Source organism: Luteimonas sp. R10 (genome assembly GCF_045689605.1).
Classification (GTDB): domain Bacteria; phylum Pseudomonadota; class Gammaproteobacteria; order Xanthomonadales; family Xanthomonadaceae; genus Luteimonas.
On the sequence record NZ_CP141262.1, the window covers coordinates 1,316,757 to 1,342,367 of the forward strand.

Sequence of the window (25,611 nt, forward strand, 5' to 3'; positions counted from 1 at the left end):
GGTTTCCCGTGGAGCGGCGTGCCGCCGCCCCGGCCGGAGCCGGAGCGACGGTTGATGATCATACGCTGCGCGTGGCCACGGCCGGCGGCACCATCGCCGCGCGCCGCGCGGGCCAGTACACCGCGAACTGGCCGAGCAGCCACAGCGCGAGCGCGCCGACGGGCAGGTAAACGAGCGGCAGGCGCGCGAGTTCGTAGCGCTCCATCAGCAGCTGGTTGAGGCCGAAGGCCAGCAGCATGCCGATGACGATGCCGATCGTGGCCAGGATGAAGTTCTCGGTCTGGAAATAGCGCAGGATCTGCCCGCGGCTGGCGCCCAGCGCGCGGCGCACGCCGATCTGCTTGGTGCGCTGCTGCACCCAGAAGCTGGCCAGGCCGACGATGCCCAGTGCGGTCACCACCAGCAGCGCGACGATCACCGCGGCCAGCAGCCAGGCCATGGAGCGGTCCTGCGCGTAGTAGTCCCGGCGGATCTCGCCATAGGTCTGCTGCTCGAGGATGATGCGGCTGCCGCCGTTCTCCTTCAGCACGCGCACGGCGGCCTCCAGCACCTCGGCACGCCGCTCGGGCGTGGTGCGGATCAGGTAGTTGCCGCCCATGGTGTAGGGCACGGCCACCGGCAGCAGGACCGAATGGTCGGCCTCGCCGGCCCAGCTCTTGGGATTCGGTCGCACCAGCGTGTCGACCACGCCGACCACGCGGATCGGATCCTCGCTGAAATAGAAGACCTTGCCGATGCCGTCGCTGCCGGGAAACGCGCGCTCGACGAAGCTCCGCGTCACCACCGCGGCGCTGGGCGTGATTCCGCGGAAGCCCTCGTCCTCGTCGTAGTCATCGAACTCGTCCTCGGTCAGCGCGCGGCCGGCGGCCAGTTGCAGCCCCAGCGTCTCGAACAGCTCCGGCCCGCCCATGTACATGGTGGTGCTGAGGGTCGGCAGCACCTGGTCGGGCGCGGTGGTGACCGACGTGTTCCAGGACGAGTTGACCAGCGGCACCTGGTTGACGCTGGCGGCCTGGATCACGCCGGGGATCGCCCGCAGCGCGGCCAGGTCCTCGCGGGTGACCGCCATCGGGTTGACGTCCTGGCCGATGCCGGTGAGCTGGATGCGGACGATGCCGGCTTCGTCGATGCCGGTCGGGCGGCTGATCGCCTCGGTACGCTCGGCGATCAGGAAGACGGCGTTGCAGATGATCGCGCAGGTCACGGCGACCTGCAGCACGATCAGCGCGGCCGCGGTCTTGTGGCGCCGCAGCGTGGAGAGGATGGGGCGGATTTCCATGGCGGGTGTCCTCACTGCGACTTGAGCTGGATGGCGGGAGCGATCTGGCAGGCGCGCCACGCGGGCAGCATGCCGGCGAGCAGGCTGGAGAGCAGCGCGAGCGCGAACGTGACCAGCAGCATGGTGGGATCGAGCTGCGCCAGGTCCGCATAGTCGGTGGACTGCTGGCGCACGGCCCATAGCCCGAGCGCGGCGAGTCCCAGGCCGAGCACGCCACCGGCCAGCCCGACCGTGCCGGCCTCGACCAGGCACTGCGTGAACACCGCGCGTCGCGAGGCACCGAGCGCGCGCCGCACGCCGATCTCGCTGGAGCGGCGCAGGAACTTGGCCAGCAGCAGGCCCACCGTGTTGAGCAGGCAGACCAGCAGGAACCCGAGCGCCAGCCACATCTGCAGGCGCACGTCGCTCGGCAGCACCTGGTTGAAGTCCAGCCAGCCCATCAGGTTGCGCAGCTGGACGTTCGGCTCGCGCTCGTAGCGGCCGGCGGTGCGCTGCTGCGCGGAGTAGTTGACCAGGTACTGGCGGTAGTCGGCGGCGTCGGCCGTCGAGTCCAGCTCCGCCCAATACTGGATCCATACGCAGCCGGCACCGATGTCGGTGTCCTTCTGGCCCGGATCCCGGGCGCGGAAGCAATCCATGCTGCCGCTGCGGGCGAGATCGAGATCGCGCGAGGCGGTGAACGGCATGAACACCTGCTCGACCGCGCCGTAGCCGCTGGACGCGTTCAGGTCGTAGAACTTCGGGACCGGCCGATACTCGTCGAGGATACCGACGACCCGGAACGTATTGCGGTCGAGCTGTATCGTGCGCCCGGTGTTGTCGCCACCGCCGAAGATTTGCTCGTTCATCTCGCTGCTGATCACCGCGACGCGCTCGTGGCGCTCGTCGGCGCCGGCGTCCCAGGCGCGCCCGTACTGGAACGGCACGTCGAACATCGCGAAGAAGTCGGCCGAGGTGTAGCGGCTGTCGGCGCGGTACGGATCCACGCCCGCGCGCTCGGGTTCCACGTTCACGTTGCCGCCGGTCATCAGCGCCTGCCGCTGCGCCCGGCCCTCGCGCAGCAGCGCCTCGGCATCGTAGCGGGTGAGTTGTCGCGGGGGCTCGTCGCCCGGGGTGTAGCTGTCGGCCGGACGCGGATCGAGCTGCACGTAGAACAGCCGGTCGCTCTTGCCCGGCACCGGATCGCCGGACAGCACCCAGAACACGGTGAGGGTGGTCATGCTGGCGCCGATGCCGAGCGCGATCGCCAGCACCATCAGCGCGGTCAGCACCCGGTTGCGGCGGAAGCTGCGCAGGGCGAGGTTGAAATAGTAGGCGAGCATGGGGGCGGCCTCAGGCGGAAGCGGATTCTGCGGCGTCGGCGCTGCGGCCGACCAGCGCCGGTTCGCGCACCACGTCGGTGGCGACGCCGTCGACGATGTGCACGTTGCGCTGCGCGCGCGCGGCCAGTTCCGGATCGTGGGTCACCATGACGACGGTCGTCCCCTGCGCGTTGATGTCCTCCAGCAGCTCCATCACGCTGCGCGCCATCTGCGAGTCGAGATTGCCGGTCGGCTCGTCCGCGAGCAGCAGCCGCGGGCTGCCGGCCAGCGCCCGCGCGATCGCCGCGCGCTGCTGCTGGCCGCCGGACAACTCGGCCGGATAGTGCTTCATCCGCGACCCCAGCCCGACCAGCCCCAGCGCGTCCTCGATCCGCAGCTTGCGCTCCGAGGCGCTCATGCCGCGGTAGCGCAGCGGCACGTCGACGTTGTCGAACAGGTTGAGGTCGGGGATCAGGTTGAAGCTCTGGAAGATGAAGCCGATCTTCTGGTTGCGCAGGCGGCTGCGGGCGTCGTCGTTCAACCCTTTGACGTCGACCCCGTCGAGCCGGTAGTCGCCGCCGGTGAAGGTCTCCAGCAGGCCGGCGATGTTGAGGAAGGTGGTCTTGCCGGAGCCGGACGGCCCGGTGACGGCGACGAACTCGCCCTCGCGCACGTGCAGGTCGAGCGCGCGCAGGGCATGGGTTTCGACCAGTTCGGTGCGGTAGACCTTGGAGACGGCTTGCATGTGCAGCATGGCGGGTTCCTGGTTGGAAGGGGTGGGTGGCGCGGAATCGTCGGCTGCCTGCCCCCGTAGAGCGGAGCAAGCTCCGCTCTACGGGGAGGCGATGGTCAGCCGCGTACGCGGAACTGCGCGGGCAGGCCGGGCTTGGGCAGATAGCCGGCGGCGTGCCGCTTGCCGCGCGAGGACGTTCCGGCATTCGCGCTGGCGGCCGCCTTGCGGTCGACGGCGAACAGGTCGACCTCGAACAGGCGCGGCGGCACGGCGTCGGTGATCTGCTGCGGATTCCAGTGCAGGTGGAACGGAAAGGCGGTGGTGGCGTTCATGCTCATTCTCCCGAGATGCGGACACGGTCCGCGTTGTCAAACTGGTCGCTGCCGGAGACGACGATGCGTTCGCCCTCCTGCAGCCCTTCGAGGATCTCCACGGCGTTGAGGCTCACCGCGCCGGTGCGGATCGGCCGGCGCTCCGCGCGGCCGTCGGCGACCACGTAGGCGTGCGTGCCGCCTTCCTGCTCCAGGAACGGGCCGCGGTCGACCATCAGCACGTCGTCGCGGGTGTCGAGCAGGATGCGGGCCGACAGGCGCTGGTTCTGGCGCAGGCCGGGCGGCTGGCCTTCGCTGAAGCGCACCCGGGCGGAGACCTCGCCGTTGACCACCTCCGGCGATACCGCCGACACCTCCGCCGGGAAGACCTCGGTGCCGCTGCGGATCTGCGCCGGCATGCCGATGCCGAGATCGCGGGCGAAGCTTTCCGGCACCTTGATCTCGAGTTCGAACACCGACAGGTCGACCACGCTCAGCACCGGCGCGTTGGCCGCGACGTTGCTGCGCTGCGCGACCTGCACTTGTCCGACCTGGCCGTCGAACGGCGCGCGCAGGCTCAGGGCGTCGACCTGGCGTTGCAGTTCCTCGACCACCGAGCGCTGACGGCCCGCCAGCAGTTGCCGGTTGCGCGCGTCCAGGCCGGCGCCTTGGCCTTGCAGCTGGTAATCCTCGCGCGCCGAGGCGAGGCCGATCTCGGCCTTCTTCACGCCGTCCTCGGCCTTGGCCACGTCGACCTGGGCCACGGCGCCGCCTTCGAACCCGCGGGTGTAGCGCTCGAGATCGCGCTGCGCGGCGACGCGCTCGATCTCGGCCTGGTCGAGCAGCTTGCGCGCCTCGGCGCGGGCGATGCGCGCGTCGAGTGCGGCGCGATCGGCCTCGGCCTGCAGGCTGGCCAGCGTCGATTCCTCCTGCACCAGCTGGCTGCGCAGTTCCGGGCTGTCGATCTCGGCCAGCACCTGGCCCTTCTTCACGGCGTCGCCGGCGACCACCTTCAGCGTCACCGTGCCGCCGGCGATGGCGTACAGGGTCGGGCTGTTGGCAGCGATCACGCGGCCGTCGGCGGAGATGTCGCGCACCAGGTCGCCGCGCTTGACCTCGGAAATGCGCAGGCGCGCGGCGTCGTAAGAGCGGCCGCCGCCGCTCCAGCCGGCCGCCACCCACGCCACTGCGGTCAGGACCGCGGCGCCGGCCAGGACCGGCGGCAGCCAGCGCCGCAGCCGGCGCCGTATCGGCGGCTCGGCGGCGACCACGCTATCTTGGCCGGAGGTATCGCGGATGCGGCTGGGTCGGGACATGGACGTTCGGCTGCGTGCTGAAGGGATATCGGTTTTCAAGCACGGACCGTGCCAACTATCAAGTCATTGAAAATAAAGGATAATTATCGTGTCCGGAGGCGTCCAAGCGGACACCGGACGCGTCCGGGCGGACGGTTTCCGGGTTTCCGCCGTTACACTAGGGCGGCGTGAAAAACGCCATGTCCACGAAGGACGCGAAGGACGCGAAGAAGCAACGTGCGGGAATCTCCCGCGTTCTTCTTCGCGTCCTTCGCGCCCTTTGCCGACCCATTCGAGCCCGATCCGGACCCGGGTGGACAACAACGACATAAGGAGCAACCCCCATGTGCGGCATCGTCGGCGCGATCGCGGATCGCGATGTGGTTCCCGTCCTGATCGAAGGCCTCAAGCGGCTGGAATATCGCGGCTACGATTCGGCCGGCATCGCCGTGGTCGACGGCGACGATGTGCGCCGCGTGCGCCGCACCGGGCGGGTGACGGAGATGGAGGCCGCGGCCAGCGCCGAGGGCTTCGCCGCCGGGCTCGGCATCGGCCATACCCGCTGGGCCACCCACGGCGGCGTCACCGAGCTCAACGCGCATCCGCACATCAGCCACGGCGTGGCGCTGGTGCACAACGGCATCATCGAGAATCACGAGGAGCAGCGCGCGCGCCTGTCGGAACTGGGCTATGCGTTCGAGTCGCAGACCGACACCGAGGTGATCGCGCACCTGATCCACCATCACCTCAGGAGCGCGGCCGAATCGGCAACCGGCCCCGGGCCGGATCTGCTGCGGGCGGTGCAGCAGGCGGTGAAGGAACTGGACGGCGCCTACGCGCTCGCCGTCGTCAGCCGCAAGGAGCCGGAACGCATCGTCTGCGCGCGCATGGGCTGTCCGCTGCTGATCGGTCTGGGCGAGCGCGAGAACTTCGTCGCCTCCGACGTCTCGGCGATCGTGCAGGCGACGCGCCGGGTGATCTTCCTGGAGGAGGGCGACACCGCCGAGGTGGCGCGCGACGGCGTGCGCGTGTTCGGCGAGGACGGCGCGCGCGTCGAACGCGACGAGCACCTGTCGGACGTCTCGCTGGCGTCGCTGGAGCTCGGCCCCTACCGGCACTTCATGCAGAAGGAGATCCACGAGCAGCCGCGCGCGCTCGGCGACACCATCGAGGCGGTGATGGACGTCGGCGCCTTCGGCCCGCAACTGTTCGGAGAGAACGCCGAAGAAGTGCTGGCCGACATCGAGAGCGTGCAGATCCTCGCCTGCGGCACCAGCTACTACGCCGGGTCGGTCGCCCGGTACTGGATCGAATCGATCGCCGGCCTGCCCTGCAGCGTCGAGATCGCCAGCGAGTACCGCTATCGCACCGCGGTGGCCAACCCGAAGCAGCTGATCGTCACCATCTCGCAATCGGGCGAAACGCTGGACACCATGGAGGCGCTGAAATACGCCAAGTCGCTGGGACAGGCGCGCACGCTGTCGATCTGCAACGTGCCCGAGAGCGCGATCCCGCGTGCCAGCAGACTCGCCTGCTACACGCGTGCCGGCGCCGAGATCGGCGTCGCCTCCACCAAGGCCTTCACCACCCAGCTGGTGGCGCTGTTCACCCTGACCGCGACCCTGGCCAAGCTGCGCGGCCGCCTGGCGGAGGAGCAGGAGGCCGGATACGTCGACGCCTTGCGCCACCTGCCCGGCAGCGTGCAGCACGCGCTCAACCTGGAGCCGCAGATCACCGCCTGGGCCGAGCGCTTCGCATCCAGGCACCACGCGCTGTTCCTCGGCCGCGGCGTGCACTACCCGATCGCGCTGGAAGGTGCGCTCAAGCTCAAGGAGATCTCCTACATCCATGCCGAGGCGTATCCGGCCGGCGAACTCAAGCACGGCCCACTGGCGCTGGTCGACGCCGACATGCCGGTGGTGGTGATCGCGCCGAAGGACAGCCTGCTGGAGAAGGTGAAGTCCAACATGCAGGAGGTGCGCGCACGCGGCGGCGAGCTGTTCGTGTTCACCGACCAGGACAGCAACTTCGGCCCGTCCGAGGGGGTCAACGTGATCCGCACCCCGCGCCACGTCGGCGTGCTCAGCCCGATCGTGCACACCATCCCGGTGCAGTTGCTGGCGTATCACACCGCCCTGGCGCGCGGCACCGACGTCGACAAGCCGCGCAACCTGGCCAAGAGCGTGACGGTGGAATGAGGTGAGCGAGGGCGCGGGCCGCCTCCCGCGCCCGGTGTGCATGCAGCCTGCTGAGCCTAGAGTGCTCCGGCCGAGCACGTCGATGGCCTCCCCGCTGCACCCGCGCGCCCTTGTGGGAGCGACGGCAGTCGCGACCCCGCGACTCCCGGATGACCTGCGACCGATGTTGCGACGCGGAAGAACCGCGCTTCCGACGCGCCCCCGCGCACCCCGGGCGCCCGGCGCGCGACCTCCGGCCTGGCGGAGTATGCTGTCGGCCGGAACATACCGACGCGTACGGGTGGGGGCTCGATGGCCGATCCGGTGTCATTGCCGCGCGAACCGGCGGCGCTCGCCGACTACGGCGACGACCGTGACAGTCAATGGGAGAACGTCTCGCTGCTGTACCGCGCGCCGCTGCGCGGGTTCTTCGCCAAGCGTGTGCGCGATCCCGCCGACGTCGAGGACCTGACCCAGGAGGTCTTCCTGCGCCTGGTGCGGCGCGCACGCGGCGGGCCGATCGAGCACGTCAAGCCCTACGTGTTCCAGATCGCCGCCAACGCCCTGCGGGACTGGGGTCGCCGCCGGCAGGCCCGCGACACGGACGCGCACGAGTCGTTCGACGAGCAAATCCACCACCCGGCTACGGAAATCTCGCCGGAGCGCGTCTTACTGGGGGAGGAGGCAGTGGAACTGGTCGCCGCCGTGTTGCGTGCGATGCCGCAGCGCACGCGCGACGTGTTCGTGCTGCGCGTGATGGAGAAGCGGAGATACCTGGAGATCGCGGACCTGCTGGGCATCTCGGTGCGAGCCGCCGAGAAGCACATGGCCAAGGCGCTGGCGAAACTGGGCCGGGCGCTTGAAAGCGAGGAAAGCCCGGAATGAGCCGAGGAACGGAGTGGTGCAGGTGCGGTCCGGCCGGGCCTTCCCGCGGGGGCGGCGGGCGCTTGCCGAGGGGACGCAGATGATGAAGTGGAAGGCCCCGCCGATGGCGGAGGACATCGACGAAGAGGCGGCGCGCTGGAGCGAAGTCCTGCGCGAGGCCGGCGACGAGCCTTCGGTGCGCGAAGCGTTCGACTCCTGGCGGCTGCGCTCGCCGGCGCATGCCGCCGCGTTCCGGCGCGCGAAGCGCGCGCGCGCGCTGGCGGGCGCGGTCGCCGACGCGCCCGAGATCATGGCGCTGCGGCGCGAGACCATGGCGCGCGCGCCGGGTGCGCACCGCGGGGTCCGGACCTATGGCCTGTCCATCGCCGCTTCGCTGTTCGCGGTGGCCCTGGTCGGCGCGCTGGTCGTCTGGCCGGGTGCTTCGCGGCGGATCTACGAGGGCGTTCAGGGCGCGGTCGCCGGCAACGTCCACGAGACCGGCGTCGGCCAGCGCGCGGTGGTGACACTCGAGGACGGCTCGGTCGTCACGCTCAATACCGACAGCCGCGTCTCCGTGCACTACGAGCCGGGCGCGCGCGCGATCACCCTGGAGCGCGGGCAAGCGCTGTTCAAGGTGGCGCCGGACCGCGCGCGGCCGTTCGTCGTCACCGCCGACGGCCGCCAGGTGACGGCCTTGGGGACCGAGTTCGAGGTGCACGTGTCCGGGCGCCTGTTCGAGGTCACCCTGCTCGAGGGGCGGGTCGCGGTGACCCGCGACCACGCCGGCACGGCGCCGCCCATGGAGCTGCGCCCGGGGCAGAAGCTCGTCGCCGTCGCCGCGGAGCCGCCGCAGGTGCGCGCCGCCGACGTGAAACGCGAGGTGAGCTGGCGGCACGGACAGGTGGTGTTCGAGGACGAACGCCTCGCCGACGCCGTCGCCGAGATGAACCGCTACTCGCGCAGCCAGGTGGTGCTGGGCGACGCGCGCTTGGCGTCGCTGAAGATCAGCGGCGCCTTCAATACCGGCGACACCGCCACTTTCGTCGAAGCCTTGACCGCGTATTTCCCGATCGAGCGCGCCGAGCGCGCGGGCGACACGATCGTGCTGAAACCGCGCGCGCCGACCCGCGGCTGACGGACCGGATCCGAGGGCGCGGCCGGCCACGTCGCGCCATGGCATGCGGCAACGGCGCCTTCCTATTGCGGCGGCGTGAAGGCAGGAAAGCGCGAACCGCATTCACGGGTTGCAACCGGTTCGCCCGGGCGAACGGGGGCGGGCTCTTGTTGCAGCGCAAAAAACAAGCGCCGGCGCGTCCCCGGCCGCTCGAATCCGGGATTCCGCCGCGATCGCGGGCGGAAGGGGTTCGGGTTTCCCCGCAGGCTGCGTCTGTATAGAGACGGAGGCGAGGCCGCGCGAAGACGGCTCGCGAAAACGGAGGGGAAAATCGATGACGCCAGTGCGAGACCAGAAGCGCCTGACGGCGCGCGCAGCCAGGCCCTGTACGCTGTTGCTGGCGATGCTGCCGTGCCTGGTGGCGTACGCGCACGACGACGTGACCGCCAGGTTCGACATCCCGGAGCAGCGGCTCGACGCCGCGCTGTCCGAATATGCGCGACAAAGCGGCCAGCAGCTGCTCTACGCGCCCGAACTGGCGACCGGAAAGACCGGACATGCGGTGCATGGCGAGAAGCCGGCGCTGCAGGCGCTCGGCGAACTGCTTGCGGACACCGATCTCCGGTACACCACCAGCGCTTCCGGCGTGATCCTGATCGACAGCGCATCGGCCGTCGCCGAGGACGCAAAGGAGGCGATGGCCGAAGAGGCGCCACAGGGAAACGCCGGGGAGACCGCTGACACGCAGCCGGCGGCGGCCTCCCAGGTGGAAAGGCTGGCGGAGCCGGGCGTCCGCGAACAGGCCAGGTCCAGGGACGTGACCACGTTCGACGCCATCGTCGTCACCGCGCAGAAGAAGGTCGAGAACATCCAGCGGGTGCCGATCGCGATCACCGCGTTCGGCGGCGGCGAGCTCGACGACCGCAAGATCGAGACCGGCGGCGAGCTGGTCACCGCCACGCCGAACGTCAGCTTCACCAAGACCAATTTCGCCAGCTACAACTTCCAGATCCGCGGCATCGGCACCCAGGCGCTGTCGGTGACCACCGACCCGGCGGTGGCGATCAGCTTCAACAGCACGCCGATGATCCGAAACCGCCTGTTCGAACAGGAATACTTCGACGTCGAGCGGGTCGAGGTGCTGCGCGGTCCGCAGGGGACGCTGTACGGGCGCAACGCGACCGCCGGCGTGGTCAACATGATCCCCAACCTGGCCGACCCCGGCGCATTCGAGGCCAGCGCCAAGGGCGAGATCGGCAACTACGGCACGCGCCGGGTCAACGGCATGGTCAACCTGCCGCTCAGCGACAGCCTGGCCTTCCGCCTGGCCACGCAATACACCAAGCGCGACGGCTACGACCACAACGAGGTCACCGGCAAGGACGTCAACGACCGCGACATCCTCGGCGTGCGCGCCTCGCTGGGCTTCCGGCCAAGCGACCGCTTCGACGCCAGCCTGGCCTGGGAGCACTACCAGGAAGACGACACCCGCGCGCGCACCGGCAAGCAGCTCTGCCACAACGATCCGGGGCCGGCCACGATCGGCGCCACGACCGTCTCCGCGGTGGACCGCAACTACATGAGCCAGGGCTGTGTCGACGGCTCCCTTTACGACCAGGGCGCCTACGGCGTCCCGAACGGCGCCGGACTGCCTTACGTGCTGGCCGCCGCGGGCCTGGCCGGGATCACCGGCTACGAGCTGGACGACGACGGCAACTTCGTCGGCCTGGGAACGCTGATCCAGCCGGGCCTGGATCCGTATGCCGACGCGACCCAGTCGCGCGACCTGCGCAGGATCGCCACCACCTACGACCCGAAGTTCAACGCCTCGAACGACGTCGTGCAGTTCAACTTCGACGTGGGCATCGGCGACCGGCTGAACTTCATCTCGCAGTCCCTGTATACCCGCGACCGCTACTATTCCACGCAGGACTACGGCCGCTTCCAGTCCGGCCCGGTGTTCGCCGACACCTCCAACAACCTCTACCAGTTCCTCCCTGACGGGACGCTGGCGCCCGCCTACGACCTGGCGCCGGGCGGCGTCTTCTGCGACCCGCAACTCGGTTGCTCCGACCGCATGCTGATGGTCGATCTGGTGGACGCGCAGAGCACCCAGCGATCGCAGGAGTTCCGGCTGCAGTCCTCCTACGACGGGCCGTTCAACTTCAGCATCGGCGCGAACTACCTGGAGTTCGAGATCGACGAGAGCTACTACGCCTTCAACAACGTCTTCACCGCCATCTCGCAGAGCTACTTCAACCGCGTCGGGTTCGCGGGCAGCGACATCGTCGCCTCGTGCCCGCCGGGCCAGACCGAACCGCGGCCCGACGGCTCCGGCAGGTCGTGCCTGTACATCGACCCGAACCCCATCGCCAGTATCGACGGGCAGGGCCACAACTACTTCCGCAGCCGGAACCTCGCCGAGACGCGTTCGGCGGCGATCTTCGGAGAAGGCTACTGGCAGGTCTCCGATACCCTGCGACTGACCGCCGGCCTGCGCTTCACCCGCGACGTCAAGACCACGACGCCGATCCCGAGCCAGCTGCTGCTGGCGCCGGGATACGTCGGCGGCGGCTACGTCAACAGCGGCTACCCGGCCCTGCCGGAGATCCGCCAGACGTGGAACGAGCCGACCGGGCGTCTGGTGCTGGACTGGTCGCCGGACCTGTCGTTCACGGACAGCACCATGTTCTACGCCTCGCTGGCGCGCGGCTACAAGGCCGGCGGCACCAACTCGCCGGGCATCGGCGCCGATCCGGACGTGCTCCCGTTCGTCGCGCGCGATCCGCGGTTCAGGGCCGAATACGTCAACGCCCTCGAGCTCGGCATGAAGAACGTGATGGCGGACGGCAGGTTCCTGTTCAACGCCACCCTGTTCTACAACGACTACAAGGACTACCAGGTCTCGCAGATCGTCGACCGCGCCACGCTGAACGAGAACTTCGACGCCAGGACCTGGGGCGCCGAGCTCGAGGCGGTGTGGCGGCCCACCGACGGCTTCCAGCTCAGCGGCAACCTCGGCCTGCTCGAGACCCGCATCGCCAACGGCCAGTCCTCGATCGACGTCATGGACCGCACCGCCGGCAACCCCGACTGGGTGGTCGTGCGGCCGTGGATCCAGCTGGCCTCGAACTGCATCGCGCCCAAGGAACTGGTGGAGACGGTCCTGCAATACCACTATTCCGGACAGGCATTCGGCACCCCGAACGCAGCCAATACCCTGCAATTCTTCTGCACCTCGAACCTTCCCTCCGGCGCGGGTTTCCTCCCGGGCAGCGTCAACGAGGGCGTCTACGGGTTCAGCTACGACCCCCTGGTCGACGGGCCGAACGGCGGCCAGGGCTTCGCCAAGGACCTCGGCGGGAACCACCTGCCCAACGCGCCCCACCTCACGCTGAGCCTGAGCCCGCAGTACACGTTCTTCACCCCGCACGGCGACCTGACCCTTCGTGCCGACCTGTACTACCAGGGCAAGAGCTGGGCGCGGGTCTACCAGGACGAGATCGATCGCCTGGACGACTGGAACAACGTCAACCTCTCGCTGACCTGGTACAGGCCGGAGACCGACCTGGCCGTGCAGCTGTACGTCAAGAACCTGCTGGACGGCGATGCGATCACCGGCACGTTCCTCAACAGCGACGACACCGGCCTGACCAGCAACGTCTTCATCCAGGACCCGAAGATCATCGGGCTCAGCATTCGCAAGGGATTCTACTGACAGGCTGCATCGACAGAGTGCGGGAACTTCCTGCCGCGCGAAAAGGAATTCGCCGCAGTGGCGTCGACCGCGAGCGCCTCCACATCGCGGTGTCAACGGTGATTCATGAGGTACATCCATCCAACATGAGGAGTCCATCATGTCCAAGCTGAAATCCATCGTGATCAGCGGCCTTGCCGCGGCGGGCACCCTGGTCGCTTCCACGGCATTCGCCGCCCACTACACGGTCGGCGGCAACACCAACGGCACCACGAACTTCACTGGGCCGACCAACGCGACCGTCCTCGGCAACTCGCTGCCGTGCGACCAGGCCAACTTCACCATGCAGGTGACCAACGGCGTCGCCAGGGTGACGGCCGCCACCTTCGGTCCCACCAGTGCGTGCCAGGCGATCACCGCCAACAACCTTCCCTGGTCGGTGGCTGCGCCGACCAGCAGCGCCGGGCCGAACAACGTGACGATCAATGGCATCAGCGTGACGATTCCGGCGCTCGGCGTGACCTGCACGGGCAACGTGACCGGAACGCTGAACAACAGCGGTGTTTTCTCCTTCAGCGGAAACCTGGGCGCCTGCACCGTGCAGTCGAGGAGCCCGCATCTGTCGTCCAGCCCGACGGCGGACGCCGTCTTCCCCTGAATGCAGGCGCCGTCGGGGCCATCGCCACAGGAGTTCCAAGGAGTTCCAACCGGGATTTGACGACCTGGAGGTCGGAGCCATGGACGGCTCGATGCGGAACGGTTCGCTTCGATGCCGGGCCCGGCAAAAGACTGGATGCTGCCGCTTTTTAGAAGGAGATTCCGGTGGCCTGTCAGCCGACAGCCATCGAGTTGCCGGGTCCGGCGCCTTTCCGTTTGCTTCGGGTCGGTCTTCCGGACGCCATGAGAAGGACCGTGGATGCATGCCCGCATGCATCCGGTATTCCATTCACTAGGAGCATGCCCATGCCCAGACCATCGCTTTCCGTCGCCCTGGCCGCTGCGCTGGCCGGCCTCGCCGCGGTGCCCGCGGCGACCGCCGGGACGCCCTCGGGGCCATACGCGATCTTCAAGCACTGCCCGTACCTCGATCCGAACGTCGGTAGCTGCGTCTACAGCGCGATCGATTCCGGCGTGTTCACGATCGGCAACACCACGTTGCCGATCGAGGAGCCGATCGTGCTGCAGGGCGGCATCGAGTCGCTGGGTCCTTCGCCGTTCTACGACGCGATCGGCGCGCCGACGCTCGACGCGCCGTCGGCGAAGGTGCCCGGAGGCCTGCTGGGCATCATGAATCCGGCGCCCGACTGGCCGGGTCCGCTGTCGCAGCTCTTCTGGCTCATCGTCGGTACGGCCAACGACGTCACGGCGACGATGGAACTGGTCGAACCGGTGCAGGCCAACTTCGGCAACGCACTGTACCCGCCGACCGACGGCAGCGATCCGACGGCCGTGCGCCTGGCCGTCCGGGTGCACTTGCGGAACCCGTTCCTGGGCAGCAGCTGCTACATCGGGTCGGCCGAGAATCCGGTCATCGTCGAGCTGCAAACCGGCACCACGGAGCCGCCGCCGCCGAACGAACCGATCTCCGGCGACCCCGGCACCGCCTACGTCGTGTGGACGGACGAGGAAAACTACGTCGGATACCTCCAGAACGATGGCGCCACCCTGGTCGACAATGCGTTCGCGGTGCCGGCGGCGACCGGTTGCGGCAATATCGCGTTGGGCTTGCCGATCGTCTCGGACGTGCTGGTCGCCCTGGTCTCGGGTGCGGTGAACCTGAAGGTCGGCCTGCCGTCCGCCGCCGGCCGCAACACCGCCGTCATGACCGGCGATACGTCGATCGCCGCCGCGGCATACGTGCTGGACAGCGAGCTGTAGCCCGTCCGGTCGCGTATGCGCCTGCGCGGAAGGCAATCCATGGCGGAACGGCCCGTGCGGGCCGTTCTGCGATAATCCGGCCGATGCCCCGCCACCGGTTCCTGGTTGTCGTGCTCGCCGGGCTGATCGTCACCGTCGGCGGCTATTTCCTGGGCCGCGCCAAGGGTCCGCAGCCGGAGGACATCGATGCCCCGGCAAGATCGCTCGCGGCTCCCGACGGCATCGCGGCCTACGGCGAACCGCGCACCGGACCGCACGCGGCGCCGGCCGCTTCCGGAGAGGTGACGCCGTACCCGCGCCCCGCCCGGTTGAAGGACGTCTTCTCCGCGTTGCAGGCGCGCGCGAACGCCGGGGACGCGGCGGCGGCCACGCGCCTGTATCGCGATCTCAGCATCTGCAGCCGCATCGAGGCGATCGACCGCAGGGTCTCCGGCCTGGCCGACGAGACGTTGCGCGAGCCGGTGGATGCGCTGGCACCGGCGCAGCTACAGGGGTATCGGCACCGGCTCGATGCGATCGAGTCCAACGCCCGGAACATGCAGCGGCTTCGCCTCCTGTGCGACGGCGCCAGCGACGCCATGCTCGCTTCCCTGGTGCCGAACCTGCGCAAGGCGGCCGAACTGGGCGAAGAACACGCGCGCGCCTGCTATCTGGCGCTGGGGCCGAACTACGACGCGCGCGGCCTGTTGAGCCATCCGGAATGGCTGGCGACCTACCGCGACAGCGTTTCGTCGTTGGCCGACGCCGGTGTCGCGGCAGGCGACTGGAAGGTCGTCGATCTCCTCCGCGAAGCCTACCGGCCGGGTGCGGAGGGCCTGCTTGCCGGCGCATTGGGTGCCGATGCCTACCAGCACTATCGCTATCTCAGGCTCTACCGGCTCGGAGCGGAGCCTTACCGCATCGAGGACCTGGACCGGCAACTGGCGGCGGCCGCAACGCGGCTCGACCCGCTTCGACTCGCCGAAGCCGAGGCCTGGGCGGGGTCGGTTTTCAGGCGGAACTTCGACGGCGGCCGTTCCACCGGAACCACGGTCCCCGGATGGGACCCGTGCGGATTTCCGGACCAGTGAGCCCCCCACCATGAACCGCCGATACCTGCTTGTCGTCTGTGCCGGCCTGGCCGCGATCGGCGGCGCGTACCTGCTCGGCCGCGCGAACGGTCCCGGGCCGTCGCCGACGCTGCAGGCCCAGGCCGAAGCTACGGCCGCCACCGGGAACTGGCCAGCGGTGAAAGCGCCGTCGTCTTCGGCCCGCCCGGCGCGCACCGGCGCGCCGTTGCCGGCTGCCGGCGCACCGCTGGACGAGACGTTCGCCCAATTGCAGGCGCGCGCGAATGCCGGTGATGCGCGCGCCGCCGCCCGCCTGGCCCGCGATCTCGGCCGCTGCCACCGCCTGCGCGGTTCGGCATCGAAGGATGCGGCGACGATCGACGCGTTCACCCGCCGGGAAGTCGAGGGCATGAACGCGGACCAGCTGCGGACCTACCAGCACCTGCTCGACGCCATGGAACTGCGCCAGGCGGCCATCGGCAGGGACCAGGCGCTCTGCGCGGGCGTGGACGACGAAATGCTCGCGACCCTGGTGGACAGCATCGCGCAGGCCGCGATGCTCGGTGACGACGAGGCGCGCGCGTGCTACCTGGACCGCGGCCCGTTGCTGGACACGCGCCGCCTGCTCGATCGCCCCGAGTCGCTAGGCGCCTATCGCAGCCAGGTCCCGCGGCTCATCGAGGCCGGCCTCGGCAGCGGCGACTGGCGGGTGGTCGACCTGTTGCGGCGCGCATACGAGCCCGGAGCGCAGGGCCTGCTGGCGGGCTTCGTCGGCGCCGACCCGGTCCTGCACTACCGCTATCTCAAGCTCTACCGGCTCGCTGCCGAACCGCATCGCGTCGCCAGGCTCGACCGGGAACTCGCCTCGGCCGTGGTGGGCCTGACCCGGGCGCAGGTGGCCGAAGCCGATGAATGGGCACAGCGAACGCTTCGAAATCATTTCGCAGGCCGCTCGACCGGCGCGACGCCTCCGGGATGGGAGACGTGCGCGTTTTGATCCCACTTCCCGGCAGGCCATCTGCTGGATAAGGTGAAGTCGGTCGACAAGCCGCGCAATCTGGCCAAGGGCGTCACCATGGACTGATAGACCGGAAGCAGTCGCTCGCTTCATCGTCGCTGTCGAAAGCGCTCCGTCGATTCCAAGACCATCCAACCTGGAGGCCGACCAACCAGCCAGATAGCAAGCAACTCCTATTCAATAGTTCGCAGCAGCGAGCCGAAGCTCAGGTAGAACGAATCGATGTCCAGATCGTTGCGACCATAGCCCAGGAAAATCGGACCCAGCGGGCTTTCGACGCCCATGAACACGCTGCCGGCAATGATCAGATTGCCGGCGTTGATGTCGTTGCGCTCGGCGAAGGCGCCACCGTACTCCAGGCTGCCGCCCACATAGGCCGGTACCGAAAACAAGGCGTCGAGCCGGCCGAAACGGCGGTAATACACGGCGCGTGCAAGCACGCCGTGGTTGCCTATGACTTCACGCTCGCCAAAGCCCGACAGGTAGGTCAGTCCGCCAAAAAAGCTGGCAGTACGGATCGTGCCGGGATCGCCGAAGACGCTCTTGCCGTGCAGGCCGAGCAACACGGTATGGCGGCCCCGGGTCAGTGCCTTGTCCCAGGTGGCCTCGGCGGCATCGCCGTCGTCGTCGGCGCCCAGCGCCTCGGTAATTCGCGTATAGGCCAATTGCGTGCGGCTGCCCTGCCTGGGAAACTGGACCGAATCGAACGTATCGCGGATCAACCCGGCGCTCAGTGCGCCCCAGCCGTTGCGGCCGCCTTCGAATTGCGCCGGATCGCCGATATGCACGCTGATGCGGTCGCGCCCGGTCTCTGCGCGCAACCACCCTTGCCAGAACGGCGTCGGCATCCAGCCCAGTTCGACACCGGTCGTGGATTCGCGCACCCGGAACTCGGCGAGCGTAGTGCCCGGGTCGAGCACAAGCGGCTGCTCGTACGCGCGGTATTGCGCATACGGTTGCACCAGGTACTGCCCGAGCGATCCAAAGGGCTGGCGGAAATCCACGCGCAATCCGCCCACCGCGCCCGCCTCGAGCCGCCCGCGTAGCTCGCCGCCTTCGGCATTGAGGCCGGTCAATCTGGCTTCCAGACTAAGCTGGTAATTGCTGCGGCCTGAAAAATCGTCGCTCAAGGTCAAGCCTGCATGCCAGAATAGCGGTCCCCAGGCCTTGTCCTCGGGCAGGATCTGCAACCCTGTCCGGCCGTCGCGCTGCACCAGCCGGTAACCGATGCGCTGGTAGTCGCCAGCGGCGAAGGCCTCGTTGATGTCCTGCTCGAGGCTGGCGGCGTCCAGCGGCTTTCCCGCCGCGTCCGACAGCCGGCGCTCGATCCGCCCGGAGGCGCGGCTTCCCTGTGTGGCGACCTCGAGGAAGGCGATCAACGGCGGATCGAAATCGCGGCGCCGATGCTGTGCTCGCCATGCGTCGTATTCGGCTTCGGACACCGAGAACGCACGCAGGCGGCCCAGGGCGGCATCGGCCGCGGCTTGCCCCAGCGGTACCGTCTCCATCGCACGATCGAACTGGGCGCTGCCGATATCGCCCAGTTGCGGCGTGATCAGCACATCGTCCGGGCCGAGTTCCGCAAGCTGCTCCTGTGTCCGCCGGACCATCAACGCCGACAAGGTCTGCAGCGTGATCGCCACCGAGGAAGTCAACTTCTCCTTCGGCAACAGGCCCGCTCCCACGTCGACGGCGATCACACGCGTGGCGCCCATGCTTCGGGCCACCGATATCGGCACGTTCTCGACCACACCTCCATCGACCAGCAGCCGTTGCTGATGGTCCACCGGCGCGAAGATGCCCGGGACGGACATCGTCGCGCGCACGGCCAGGGCCAAGTCGCCCCGGTCGAAGACCACGCCCTCACCGGTCCCGATGTCGGTGGCGATCGTACGGAACGGAATCGGCAGGTCGTCGAACCGCTCGATATCCGAGACCGGCAGAAACAATCGCCGCAGCAGCAATTCGAGCTGCTGCCCCTGGACGGCGCCGGTAGGCAGCCGCAATTTGCCGTCGCGTCCCAACCCCAGCTCGGTGGTCAACAGGTAGTGCAGCTCGTCGCGCTTGCGCGTCATCGGGAGCAGGGCACGCACGGGTTGGTCGCGCAGGGTGCGGTTCCAATCGATCGCGTCGAGCACGGCCTCGATGTCCGCGGCGCTGTAGCCGGAGGCGTACAGGGCACCGACGACACCCCCCATGCTGGTGCCGGCGACGCAATCGATCGGAATGCGCTCGCGCTCGATCACCTTGATCACGCCGATGTGGGCCGCACCTCGGGCGCCACCGCCACCGAGCACGAGGCAGGTCTTGGCGGCGGCCGGTGCGCAGGCGACCAATGCCAGCCCCATGACCAGAATCTTCATCCGGACCGTGATGACGCCCATTGCACTCCCTTCCCTGACATGTTTCGGATTGAGTATGCCGACAAATTCAATAGAACCCATGAGCTATCCGCCACGGATGAACGCGGATAAGCGATCGAGTGAAACGCAAAAGCGCTCTTCGCATCTCCACTTGTAGCTCCATCCGTGTTCATCCGCGTCGATCCGCGGCTGAGCTAGGCTTTTGAGATCAGGTTCAAATACGTCGCTGCCACACCAGCAGGCCGCAAAACAGAATGACCAGACCGCCCAGGTTCAACACCGGCCACCACACATCCGCCCAGCCGGCGCCCAGCTGGTTCAATCGCACGAAACCCTCGACACCGGCCGTGCTGGGCAGCAGCCGCGCCAGCCATTGCAGGGTCTCGGGGATCAGCGGCGTCGGCCAGGAGAAGCCCGACAGGAACACGATCGGCAACGACGTGAACAACAGCAGCGGGATCACGTCGTCGCTGCGGCGGAAGCGCTCCGCCAGGACCAGGCCGAACAGGGTCGCGGCGAGCAGGAACAGCGCCATGAAAGGCAGCACGCGCCATGCCGAACCTGCATCGGGCAAGTCGTAGAGGGCGAACACGCCCCAGCGCAGCAGAGCCAGCTCCAGAAGGTACAGACCGGTCCAGGGCGCGGCGCGGCCGAAGACCCAGACGGCGTCGGCAATCCATCCTTCACTGGCACGAGCATGCCCGTCGCGGCGCGCTTCGCACAACAGGCCCAGGCCGATGAGCAGGGTCTGCTGCAGGATCACCACCAGCACCGCCGGCACCACGAAGCTGGCGTAGCCCCCGGCCGGATCGTACAGGCGCGTGACCTGCACGCCCATCGGCAGTTGAACGGCCAGGGCGCGCCCCGGAACGCCGCTGCGCGCGGCTTCGGCCGCCACGCCGAGCTCCGCACCGGTTTCCAGAACCGCTTCGCTCGCCGCGGTCGCGACTTCACTGTAGGCGAGCAGGTAGCCGGCGTTGGCGTAGATCCCGACCATCGGCTGCTCGCCCCGCAGCGCCTGCCGCTGGAAATCGGCAGGAATCTCGACGATGCCCAGCACATCGCCCCGTTCCAGTGCCCGACGTGCAGCCAGGCGGTCGGCGGATCCGGCGACGATCCTCAGATCAGAGCTGGCATCGATGCGCGACAGCACTTCGCGAGACAGTGCGCTGCCATCGGTGTCGAGCGCATACACCGGCAGATCGCGATACACCTGCGGCGAGTACGGCGCCGGATAGATCAGTCCGTAGAACAAGGCCGCCGCAGCGAGGATGACCAACGCACCGGGGGCACGACGCAAGGCGTCGAGTTCGTAGCGGGCGCCGTCGAAGAAGGCGCTCATGGCGGATGCCCGCGCCAACGGCGCGCCAGCAGCAAGGCGGACATGCCGACAAGTACCAAGGCGAACAGCCACAGCCGCCCCGCCGTGGGCCAGGCCAGCACGGCGTCCACGCGCTCGGTCACCAATTGGGTCTGCAGGCGAAGAAACCACGTCAGAGGCAGCGACTCGCCGAACATGCGCGGGACCAACGGCATCGCCGCGAGCGGAAAGGTCACGCCCGAGAAGGCCATCGCCGGTGCCGACAAGGCGCTGACGCCGGAATAGGCGATGTGCGCGGGCAGCAGCATCGCCAGCACGGCGCCCAGGCCCAGGTACGCCGCGACCAGGCCGCCCCATCCCAATGCGAACAGCGCAGGTGCCGACATCATCGGCAACCCGAGCCAGACGTAGGCGCCGCCGAGCACGACAAGTCCATACAGCCACCACCAGATCCAGGCGAGCCCAAGCTTGCCGAGCATGGCCGCCCCCCAGCGGCCGTCCGCGGCCTGCGACCAGGCACGCTGCCCGTCGTCGCGCTCGCCGGCGACGGCGCGCACGCCATGCAGCGCAACGAAGCAATGCAAGCCGGCGACCAGCAAGGCGATCCCGAGATAAGCGGCATAGTCCACGCCGGGATTGAACAGCGGATGGATCTCGACGCGCAGCGGCTGCGCCGCCGCCGCGACCGCCGAGGGCGGCATGCCCGTGGCCAGCCGCAATCCGGCCGATTGCCGGCCGGCCGCGGTCAACACCACCGTCTGCACGTCGCGGGCAATGGCATTGGCCGCGCTCATCGACTGCTGGTTCAGCAGCAAGCCGACCTGTGGGCGGCCGCCGCGCATCACATCGCGCCGAAAATGCGCAGGAATTTCCACTACCGCGTACACCTCGCCCCGCAGTACGGCAGTCCGGGCCTGATGCAGCGACGAGGCCTGCACGGCCACCCGGACACCGCTGGTCGCATCGAGTTGATCGGTCAAGGCGCGCGAAACGGAGCTGCCGTCGTGGTCGAGCACCACGATCGGCAGGTCCCGGCTGGTGCGCGCGACGAAGATCGCCAGCAGCAGCACGCTGGCCAGCAACGGCAGCCAGGACAACAGCGCGACCGTCACCCAGTCGCTACGCCAGCACCCGAGCTCGCGCAACGCGACCCGCAGGCCCGGCGACCGCGCCGCGCTCATTCGCGTGGGCGCAGCTGCGCCAACGGCACCAGCACGCTCATGCCGGCGCGCAGGCCGGCGACCGGCGCCTGCGGACGGGCGCGGACCTCGAAGCTGCGCAGGTCGTAGCTGCCCAGGTCGCGTGTCGAACGCCAGGTGGCGTAATCGCCGAGCACCGCGATGCGGTCGACTTCGAGGACTACCTGCGGATCGCCGGCGAGCGCGGGAATACGCACCGTCAACTGCTGGCCGATACGCAGCCCGGCGAGTTGGTCTTCACGCAGGTGGAAACTCACCCAGGGGACATCGTCGCGCGCCAGCACCGCCACCGGAAATCCGGCGGCGACGATCTCGCCTTCGTGCACGAGGATATCCGCGATCTCGCCGGCAGCCGACGCCCGCAGTCGTGTCTCCTCCAGCGCCGCCTCGACTTCCTGGCGCAAGCCATGCGCACCGGCCGTGACCGCGGCCGCCGTGGTCTTGTCTTCCGGGCGCAAGCCTTCGCGGGCCAGCGATCGCGTCGCCTCGGCGCCGGCCAGTGCGGCGTCGGCCGAGCGGCGCAAGGCGGTCGCCTCGTCCAGTCGCTGGCGCGGCACCACGCCCTCGGCGAACAGGCGCTGCATCCGCCCTTCGGTCACGCGCGCGAGGTCGGCCTGCGCGCGGGCCGCGCCGACGCCGGCTTCGGCTTGCGCCAGTTCCTGCCGGCGCGCGCCTTCGTCCGCCTTCGCCTGCTGCGCTTCGGCGCCCTTGACCACGGCGTCGGCCTGCACGCGCTTGGCCTCGGCTTCGGGGCTTACGATCTCGGCCAGCAACGTGCCGGCTTTCACCCGCTGGCCTTCGACGACATGCCATTTCGCCAACCGGCCCGGGTACTTGGCGGCGATGTTGAGTTCCTGCAGTTCGACACGTCCCTCGATCACCGGTTCGTCACGACAGCCGGGCAGGGCCAACAGCAGCAGACTGAGCCAGAGGCTAGGACGCATCGGATTCGACCTCAGGACCTGGGCGGGAGAACACGCGTTCGACCTCATGGCGGCGGCCCGCGGCGAGCATCAGCGCCGTCCAGGCCAGTGCGCTGTCGTAGCGCGCGGCCAGCCGGGCCAGGCGCGCCGTGGCCAATGCGTTCTCGGCATCGACGACGTCCACGCTGCGGCCGACGCCTTCGCGAAACGCGACCTTCTGCAGGCGCAGGCTTTCCGACGCCAATGTCTCCGTGCGCACGGCCACGTCGAGCCGTCGCCGCGCATCGTCCTGGGCAAGATAACGCTCTTGCACCAGCAGGCGGATCCGATCCCCGGCCTCGCGCTGCAGCGCTTTTGCCTCGTCCCATTTGGCGCGCGCACCGGCCACCTTGGCCCTTCGCGCGCCGCCGTCGAACAGCGGCATGGTGAGATTCACGCCGACGGTCCATTCCGGGATCAATTCCGGCAGTTGGTAGTTGTAGACCTCGTACCCGCCGACCACCGCGATCGTCGGCCAATACTCCGCGCGCGCCGCGCGCACGCCTTGCTCGGCCTGCTCGGCGAGCGCTGCGAGTTGCTGCAACACCGGATGCGAGGCGAGCGCCGCGGTCTGCAGGTCCGCCTGCGCCTCGGGTGGCGGCGGTTCGGCCAGCGCGGTCACAGGTTCGACCTGCGGATCGACACCGAGCAGATTGGCCAGCCCGGCGCGCGCCAGCTGCAATGCATGGCGGCGCTGCTGCTGCGCCGCCTCCGCCTGCGCCAGGGCCACTTCGGCGCGCATGCGCTCCGCTGCGGCAATCTGGCCCTCGCCTTCGAGCGCACGCGCATTGCGCAGATGTTCGCGCAGGCTCCCGACCACGCCGTCCTGCACGCTCGCGGCGCGCTCGGCGACGGTGACGCCGTGATAGCGCGCCACCAGGTCGAGCACCAGGGCGTCGCGCGTGGCGTCCTGCTGCGCCTGTGCACTGCGCTGGCCCGCGGCGGTCGCCTGCCGGGCCGCATCGATACGGCCGCCGGTGAACACCGGCCAGGTCACGGTCGCCATCGCGAAGGCGAAGCGCTCGGGTTGCAGGATCGGGTTGGGCAGCGCAGGCAACTGCGGGTCGATCAGGTGCACCAGATCGTTCAAGGGCCCCAGATCGATTTCGATGGGGTCGGAGAAGCGTCCGTAAACACCGGACAGGCCGATGTGCGGGTAGCGCAAGGCGCGAGCCGTGTCGTGCGCGGCATCGGCCCCTGCGCGCTGCGCCGCGCTGGCCTCGAAACCGGGATTGCGTTCCAGGCGGGCCAGGGCGTCCTGGAAGCTCAATGGTGCAGCGCACAGTGGATTCGCGCAGCCCAGCAACAGCACCGCCAAGCCGAGGCCAAGACGGCATATCACACCGGAATGCCCAGGCAGACCGTACATCCATGCTCCCCGTCGACCGTTCCCCTGATCGCGGCCAGCTTAGCCGCGTTCGCCAGGAAATGGGAATACAGAACGGCATCGCCGTGCATCGATCATGCCTGCAGGCCGCGAAATCGCCGAAACCTGTTTGAGCTGCTGATCACGAATCCAGGATTCTCGAAAAGGCGGTATGGATCACGCTTGAGCGCTTCGGTTCTCGACAAGAAGATGAAGCCTTGGCCATAGTGGCCGAGGGGATACCCGGGAAATATCGGATCAAGGAGGACTCACGTGCGCGGTCGAGCGCCATTCGCTACCTCCATCGCGTTGCTCGCGATCGCCACGGCACCGGCCTTAGGCGCGAATCCGGAAGGCGCGGAGGCCCGTGCAAGCCTCCGTGCGGAAATCGAAGCGCTCAAAAGCCGGCTGGCCGCGCTCGAGGCGAGGCTGGAAGCATCGGAACCGGTCCCGGCCGCCGCGCCTGTCACCGCAGCCACTCCGATCGAACCGGCGCAGCCCTCCACCACCGCGCTGGCCCCGGTTGCGGCCAACGCACGCCCCGATACCGAAATCGAGATCTACGGCTACGCCCAGATCGATGCGATCCAGGATTTCGGACGGATGCACCCTGGCTGGGAGGACAGCCTGCGGCCGACGCGCATCCCGACCGTCGAAGGGCTGTACGGCGACGATGGCAAGTACATCGCCAGCGTGCGCCAGAGTCGCCTGGGCATCCAGGCGACACGACCGGTCGGAAAGCGCGATCTCCACGTCAAGCTCGAGGCCGACCTGTACGGCGTCGGTGCCGACGAGGGAAAAACCACCCTGCATCTGCGCCATGCCTACGGCCAGTACGGCCAATGGCTGGCAGGACAGACCAACAGCCTGTTCATGGACGGGGATGTGTTCCCCAACACCATCGACTACTGGGGGCCGAACGGCATGGCGTATCTGCGTACCGCACAGATCCGCTGGACGCCGCTCAGCGGCCCCAACAGTTTTGCCGTTGCCATCGAAGACACCGGCGATGACATCGACACCGGCCGCTTCGGCCGCGAGTTCCCCGCCTTCGGCGCCGCCGCCGAAGGTCACGACGACTGGCCCGATCTGACCGCCCAGTTCCGGATGGACCGCGATTGGGGACACTTCCAGGCGGCGGGCATCCTGCGCAAGCTGGGCTTCGACACGGCCGGCACCGTCAACAACGCGCCGAAAGGCGAGGACATCGGCTGGGGGCTCAATCTCTCCAGCAATCTCCGCTTCGGGCGGAAGGACCGCCTGATCCTGTCGGTGCTCGGCGGCGAAGGCATTGCCAGCTACATGAACGATGGCGGCAACGACCTGATCCCGGACGACAGCGCGCCGGGACAGATCCCGAACGCAGTCGCCATGCCGCTGTGGGCCGCCGTCCTCTACTACGACCACTGGTGGAACAACCGCTGGAGCTCGTCCGCGGGATACAGCTTTACCCAGGTCGACAACAGCAACAACCAGAACGCCGATGCCTTCAAGAAAGGCGAATACGCATCGGTCAACCTGTTGCACTACCCGACCGAGGGCCTGCTGGTCGGTGCGGAATTCCTGTGGGGGCGGCGCACCGACAGCGGCGGCGCCACGGGAACCGACAGCCGGTTGCAGGTCAGCGTCAAGTACAACTTTTCGAGCAAGGACTGAGCCGTTCGTTGCAGTCATGACGGCACCG

Annotated in this window: 19 protein-coding genes; 9 read left to right on the forward strand and 10 right to left on the reverse strand. The window is 68.6% G+C overall.

What is annotated here, in order from left to right:
* Positions 1-58 precede the first annotated feature (58 nt).
* The 5 genes from U3649_RS05635 to U3649_RS05655 all read right to left on the reverse strand — a co-directional run bounded on the left by U3649_RS05635 (position 59) and on the right by U3649_RS05655 (position 4,940).
* Positions 59-1,279, reverse strand: coding sequence for an ABC transporter permease (locus U3649_RS05635; RefSeq protein ID WP_407353897.1), 1,221 nt, complete (start codon positions 1,277-1,279; stop codon positions 59-61).
* An 11-nt stretch (positions 1,280-1,290) separates the two neighbouring features.
* Positions 1,291-2,601 carry an ABC transporter permease gene (locus U3649_RS05640; RefSeq protein WP_407353898.1) on the reverse strand — a complete coding sequence of 437 codons (1,311 nt, stop codon included), beginning with the start codon at positions 2,599-2,601 and terminating at the stop codon, positions 1,291-1,293.
* A gap of 10 nt (positions 2,602-2,611) precedes the next feature.
* Complete coding sequence (locus U3649_RS05645; RefSeq protein ID WP_407353899.1) at positions 2,612-3,334, reverse strand: ABC transporter ATP-binding protein; 723 nt, start codon at positions 3,332-3,334, stop codon at positions 2,612-2,614.
* Between the two features lie 95 nt (positions 3,335-3,429).
* Complete coding sequence (locus tag U3649_RS05650; RefSeq protein ID WP_407353900.1) at positions 3,430-3,645, reverse strand: hypothetical protein; 216 nt, start codon at positions 3,643-3,645, stop codon at positions 3,430-3,432.
* Between the two features lie 2 nt (positions 3,646-3,647).
* Positions 3,648-4,940, reverse strand: a complete 1,293-nt coding sequence (locus U3649_RS05655; RefSeq protein WP_407353901.1) for an efflux RND transporter periplasmic adaptor subunit — start codon at positions 4,938-4,940, stop codon at positions 3,648-3,650.
* 323 nt (positions 4,941-5,263) lie between these two features.
* On the opposite strand from U3649_RS05655, the gene glmS reads away from it, so the two are divergent.
* From glmS to U3649_RS05695, 8 genes are all read left to right on the forward strand, one after another.
* Complete coding sequence (gene glmS, locus U3649_RS05660) at positions 5,264-7,117, forward strand: glutamine--fructose-6-phosphate transaminase (isomerizing) (RefSeq protein WP_407353902.1); 1,854 nt, start codon at positions 5,264-5,266, stop codon at positions 7,115-7,117.
* 291 nt (positions 7,118-7,408) lie between these two features.
* Positions 7,409-7,981 (forward strand): RNA polymerase sigma factor, encoded by a 573-nt coding sequence (locus U3649_RS05665; RefSeq protein WP_407353903.1) that lies wholly within the window; start codon positions 7,409-7,411, stop codon positions 7,979-7,981.
* 79 nt (positions 7,982-8,060) lie between these two features.
* The gene (locus U3649_RS05670) at positions 8,061-9,095 is read left to right on the forward strand and encodes a FecR family protein (RefSeq protein WP_407353904.1); all 1,035 of its coding nucleotides are present in this window, start codon (positions 8,061-8,063) and stop codon (positions 9,093-9,095) included.
* A 313-nt stretch (positions 9,096-9,408) separates the two neighbouring features.
* Complete coding sequence (locus U3649_RS05675) at positions 9,409-12,792, forward strand: TonB-dependent receptor domain-containing protein (RefSeq protein ID WP_407353905.1); 3,384 nt, start codon at positions 9,409-9,411, stop codon at positions 12,790-12,792.
* A 139-nt stretch (positions 12,793-12,931) separates the two neighbouring features.
* The gene (locus tag U3649_RS05680; RefSeq protein WP_407353906.1) at positions 12,932-13,429 is read left to right on the forward strand and encodes a hypothetical protein; all 498 of its coding nucleotides are present in this window, start codon (positions 12,932-12,934) and stop codon (positions 13,427-13,429) included.
* 305 nt (positions 13,430-13,734) lie between these two features.
* On the forward strand, positions 13,735-14,649 hold the full coding sequence (locus U3649_RS05685) for a hypothetical protein (protein WP_407353907.1): 915 nt from the start codon (positions 13,735-13,737) through the stop codon (positions 14,647-14,649).
* Positions 14,650-14,732: 83 nt separating this feature from the next.
* On the forward strand, positions 14,733-15,719 hold the full coding sequence (locus U3649_RS05690; protein WP_407353908.1) for a hypothetical protein: 987 nt from the start codon (positions 14,733-14,735) through the stop codon (positions 15,717-15,719).
* Positions 15,720-15,729: 10 nt separating this feature from the next.
* Positions 15,730-16,695: a hypothetical protein gene (locus tag U3649_RS05695; RefSeq protein WP_407353909.1), complete on the forward strand. Its 966-nt coding sequence runs from the start codon at positions 15,730-15,732 to the stop codon at positions 16,693-16,695.
* A 194-nt stretch (positions 16,696-16,889) separates the two neighbouring features.
* Here U3649_RS05695 and U3649_RS05700 read toward each other — a convergent pair whose 3' ends face one another.
* The 5 genes from U3649_RS05700 to U3649_RS05720 form a co-directional block, all read right to left on the reverse strand.
* Positions 16,890-19,160, reverse strand: coding sequence for a patatin-like phospholipase family protein (locus U3649_RS05700; RefSeq protein WP_407353910.1), 2,271 nt, complete (start codon positions 19,158-19,160; stop codon positions 16,890-16,892).
* Positions 19,161-19,293: 133 nt separating this feature from the next.
* Positions 19,294-20,421, reverse strand: coding sequence for an ABC transporter permease (locus tag U3649_RS05705; RefSeq protein ID WP_407353911.1), 1,128 nt, complete (start codon positions 20,419-20,421; stop codon positions 19,294-19,296).
* Positions 20,418-21,581, reverse strand: coding sequence for an ABC transporter permease (locus U3649_RS05710; RefSeq protein ID WP_407353912.1), 1,164 nt, complete (start codon positions 21,579-21,581; stop codon positions 20,418-20,420). Before U3649_RS05710 ends, U3649_RS05705 begins: the two co-directional genes overlap by 4 nt.
* Positions 21,578-22,543, reverse strand: coding sequence for an HlyD family secretion protein (locus tag U3649_RS05715; protein WP_407353913.1), 966 nt, complete (start codon positions 22,541-22,543; stop codon positions 21,578-21,580). The genes U3649_RS05710 and U3649_RS05715 overlap by 4 nt, the downstream gene beginning before the upstream one ends.
* Positions 22,533-23,831: a TolC family protein gene (locus tag U3649_RS05720; protein WP_407353914.1), complete on the reverse strand. Its 1,299-nt coding sequence runs from the start codon at positions 23,829-23,831 to the stop codon at positions 22,533-22,535. The genes U3649_RS05715 and U3649_RS05720 overlap by 11 nt, the downstream gene beginning before the upstream one ends.
* 405 nt (positions 23,832-24,236) lie before the next feature.
* Here U3649_RS05720 and U3649_RS05725 point away from each other — a divergent pair, with 405 nt between their 5' ends.
* Positions 24,237-25,583, forward strand: coding sequence for a DcaP family trimeric outer membrane transporter (locus U3649_RS05725; RefSeq protein ID WP_407353915.1), 1,347 nt, complete (start codon positions 24,237-24,239; stop codon positions 25,581-25,583).
* The last annotated feature ends 28 nt before the right edge of the window (positions 25,584-25,611 follow it).

What these genes read in the sequence shown, in the direction of transcription:
- U3649_RS05635 (WP_407353897.1), bottom strand. Translation starts at nt 1,279, where the DNA reads ATGGAAATCCGCCCCATCCTCTCCACGCTGCGGCGCCACAAGACCGCG.
- U3649_RS05640 (WP_407353898.1), bottom strand. Translation starts at nt 2,601, where the DNA reads ATGCTCGCCTACTATTTCAACCTCGCCCTGCGCAGCTTCCGCCGCAAC.
- U3649_RS05645 (WP_407353899.1), bottom strand. Translation starts at nt 3,334, where the DNA reads ATGCTGCACATGCAAGCCGTCTCCAAGGTCTACCGCACCGAACTGGTC.
- U3649_RS05650 (WP_407353900.1), bottom strand. Translation starts at nt 3,645, where the DNA reads ATGAACGCCACCACCGCCTTTCCGTTCCACCTGCACTGGAATCCGCAG.
- U3649_RS05655 (WP_407353901.1), bottom strand. Translation starts at nt 4,940, where the DNA reads ATGTCCCGACCCAGCCGCATCCGCGATACCTCCGGCCAAGATAGCGTG.
- glmS (WP_407353902.1), top strand. Translation starts at nt 5,264, where the DNA reads ATGTGCGGCATCGTCGGCGCGATCGCGGATCGCGATGTGGTTCCCGTC.
- U3649_RS05665 (WP_407353903.1), top strand. Translation starts at nt 7,409, where the DNA reads ATGGCCGATCCGGTGTCATTGCCGCGCGAACCGGCGGCGCTCGCCGAC.
- U3649_RS05670 (WP_407353904.1), top strand. Translation starts at nt 8,061, where the DNA reads ATGATGAAGTGGAAGGCCCCGCCGATGGCGGAGGACATCGACGAAGAG.
- U3649_RS05675 (WP_407353905.1), top strand. Translation starts at nt 9,409, where the DNA reads ATGACGCCAGTGCGAGACCAGAAGCGCCTGACGGCGCGCGCAGCCAGG.
- U3649_RS05680 (WP_407353906.1), top strand. Translation starts at nt 12,932, where the DNA reads ATGTCCAAGCTGAAATCCATCGTGATCAGCGGCCTTGCCGCGGCGGGC.
- U3649_RS05685 (WP_407353907.1), top strand. Translation starts at nt 13,735, where the DNA reads ATGCCCAGACCATCGCTTTCCGTCGCCCTGGCCGCTGCGCTGGCCGGC.
- U3649_RS05690 (WP_407353908.1), top strand. Translation starts at nt 14,733, where the DNA reads ATGCCCCGCCACCGGTTCCTGGTTGTCGTGCTCGCCGGGCTGATCGTC.
- U3649_RS05695 (WP_407353909.1), top strand. Translation starts at nt 15,730, where the DNA reads ATGAACCGCCGATACCTGCTTGTCGTCTGTGCCGGCCTGGCCGCGATC.
- U3649_RS05700 (WP_407353910.1), bottom strand. Translation starts at nt 19,160, where the DNA reads ATGGGTTCTATTGAATTTGTCGGCATACTCAATCCGAAACATGTCAGG.
- U3649_RS05705 (WP_407353911.1), bottom strand. Translation starts at nt 20,421, where the DNA reads ATGAGCGCCTTCTTCGACGGCGCCCGCTACGAACTCGACGCCTTGCGT.
- U3649_RS05710 (WP_407353912.1), bottom strand. Translation starts at nt 21,581, where the DNA reads ATGAGCGCGGCGCGGTCGCCGGGCCTGCGGGTCGCGTTGCGCGAGCTC.
- U3649_RS05715 (WP_407353913.1), bottom strand. Translation starts at nt 22,543, where the DNA reads ATGCGTCCTAGCCTCTGGCTCAGTCTGCTGCTGTTGGCCCTGCCCGGC.